This is a genomic window from Streptomyces flavofungini (genome assembly GCF_041028215.1).
Taxonomy (GTDB): domain Bacteria; phylum Actinomycetota; class Actinomycetes; order Streptomycetales; family Streptomycetaceae; genus Streptomyces; species Streptomyces flavofungini_B.
The window spans coordinates 1-2,105 of the sequence record NZ_JASKYR010001075.1 but is presented as its reverse complement, the minus strand read 5'-3'; the positions used below and the strand labels follow the sequence as shown (position 1 = coordinate 2,105).

Below are 2,105 nucleotides of genomic sequence, written 5' to 3'. Positions count from 1 at the left end.
GTCCCTGGAGAAGCACCCGGAGATCGCCGAGGTCCTGGCCCCCATCACGGCGAAGCTGAACAACACGGTGGCCCGTGACCTCAACTCGAAGGTGGACGTGGACGGCCAGGACCCGCACGAGGTGGCCAAGGACTGGCTGATCAAGGAGGGCTTCGTCAAGGAGTAGCCGCGGCGGGGAGCCGGAGGTCCCGGTTCAGCAGCTCGGGACGTCGGCGCCCTTCTTGAGGGCACGCAGGGCGTCGACCGTCCCGTCCAGTGTCGTGATGGGGATCAGGCGCAGCCCCTCGGGCTTCTCCGCCTCGGCGTCGGCGCACTCGTCCTTGGGCACGAGGAAGACGCTCGCCCCGTCGCGCCGGGCGGCCTGCGTCTTCAGGGCCACGCCGCCGACCGCGCCGACCTTGCCGGATGCGGTGATCGTGCCGGTGCCCGCGATGTCGCGGCCGCCGGTCAGGTCGCCGCCGCTGCCGTCGCCGTCGAGCTTGTCGATGATGCCGAGCGAGAGGAACAGGCCCGCGCTGGGGCCGCCGATCTTGCCGAGGTCGGCCTGGACCTTCACCTTGCCGGTGTCGTCCACGCCGTTCGCCTTGAGGTAGCCGAGCGCCGCCTTCGTGGCGTCGTCCTGCGACTCCTTCATGTCGCCGAGGTTGTGCTCCTCGACTTCCTTGACGTTGTCGCCGGTCGGATACACGGCGTTCTTGGGCATCACCGCACGGTCGGTACGGAACCAGCCGTCCACGACGTCACCGAGCCGCACCTTCATCTGCGGCCCCGTGGCCACGATGGTCGTCATCCGCAGCGCGCCCTCGGTCTTCCGGGTCGGCATCCCGGTGATGGTGAGCACCGTCTTCCCCTCGTGCTTCCCGAGGACATCGGCGGTCCCCCCCGGCTGAGCCACGGCGAACGGCAACGGCGCGAACCCGGCGACAGCCAGCAGAGCCACCACGGGCAGCGCGCAGACGGCGAGGGCCTGGAGACGCGTGAGACGAGAGAGGGAGAACAGCACGGGATCAATCTAACGTGACACCACAGACACCGCCGGAGCCCGGCCCGCAGCCGGGCCAGGATCAAGCCCGTCCGGCGATTGAGGACGAGCCAGGCGCAGCCGGCGACAGGGCGGGGCGGAACAAGGGGCAGAACAAGCGGAACAAGGGGCAGAACAAATGGACGCCGCTCAAACCGCGCGGTCAGCGCAACGCGTCGGCGACCTCTCGCGCCGCGTCCACCACCCGCGGCCCCACCCGCTCCGGCACCGAGTCCGACAGCATCACCACGCCCACGCTGCCCTCTATGCCCGTCACCCCGACCAGCGGCGCCGCCGCCCCGCTGGCCCCGGCCTCCAGCTCGCCGTGGGTGAGCGCGTACCCCGGGTCGGTGACCAGGTTCTGGCGGGCGGCGAGGATGGCGCGGCCCGCGGCGCCCCGGTCGAGGGGGTGCCGGAACCCCGTGCGGTAGGCGACGTGGTAGTCCGTCCAGGTCGGTTCGACGACGGCGACCGCGAGGGCCTCCGTGCCGTCGACGAGGGTGAGGTGGGCCGTCGCCCCTATGTCCTCCGCGAGCGAGCGCAACGCGGGCAGCGCGGCCTCACGCACCAGCGGGTGCACCTGGCGGCCGAGCCTGAGGACGCCGAGGCCCACCCGGGCCCGGCCGCCCAGGTCACGCCGGACGAGGGCGTGCTGTTCGAGCGTGGCGAGCAGGCGGTACACGACGGTGCGGTTCACACCGAGCTTGTTGGACAGCTCGGTGACCGTAAGACCGTGGTCGGTGTCGGCCAGCAGCTTGAGGACGCGCAGTCCTCGGTCGAGCGTCTGGGAAGTCTCCGCGGTCACGACGCCCACTCCTTAAGTGAGGGACGGCGGCCTCCTTACGCGGCGGTTGCGCCGCCGGTCCCGTGGGCGACGCGCGTCAGAGGCCGCCGGTCGGAACTCCGGCTGCGCTCCGCGGCGGCGCTGCCACGGGGCGTGTGCGTTGCCGGGACATTAACCAGGTCGTCCCGCTCAGCGGAAGACTCCGTCCAGAATCCGGGCACGGCAACGCCCCTAGCGCCCCCCATTGCCCCGTTACGCGGGGGGCGCAGCAAAAACACCGCGCCCCACCCCGCACAGGAC

The 2,105-nt window shown here is 71.5% G+C and carries 3 protein-coding genes; 1 reads left to right on the top strand and 2 read right to left on the bottom strand.

Annotation, left to right across the window (positions count from 1 at the left end; translation table 11 throughout):
• On the top strand, nucleotides 1–166 hold a 166-nt coding region (locus tag AB8Z36_RS38530), incomplete at its 5' end, for a glycine betaine ABC transporter substrate-binding protein (protein WP_369218017.1).
• A gap of 27 nt (nucleotides 167–193) precedes the next feature.
• On the opposite strand, the gene AB8Z36_RS38525 is transcribed toward AB8Z36_RS38530, so the two are convergent.
• Together AB8Z36_RS38525 and AB8Z36_RS38520 are read right to left on the bottom strand one after the other, a co-directional pair.
• Nucleotides 194–1,003, bottom strand: coding sequence for a S16 family serine protease (locus AB8Z36_RS38525; protein WP_369218016.1), 810 nt, complete (start codon nucleotides 1,001–1,003; stop codon nucleotides 194–196).
• A 181-nt stretch (nucleotides 1,004–1,184) separates the two neighbouring features.
• Nucleotides 1,185–1,826, bottom strand: coding sequence for an IclR family transcriptional regulator (locus AB8Z36_RS38520; RefSeq protein WP_369218015.1), 642 nt, complete (start codon nucleotides 1,824–1,826; stop codon nucleotides 1,185–1,187).
• Between the last annotated feature and the right edge of the window lie 279 nt (nucleotides 1,827–2,105).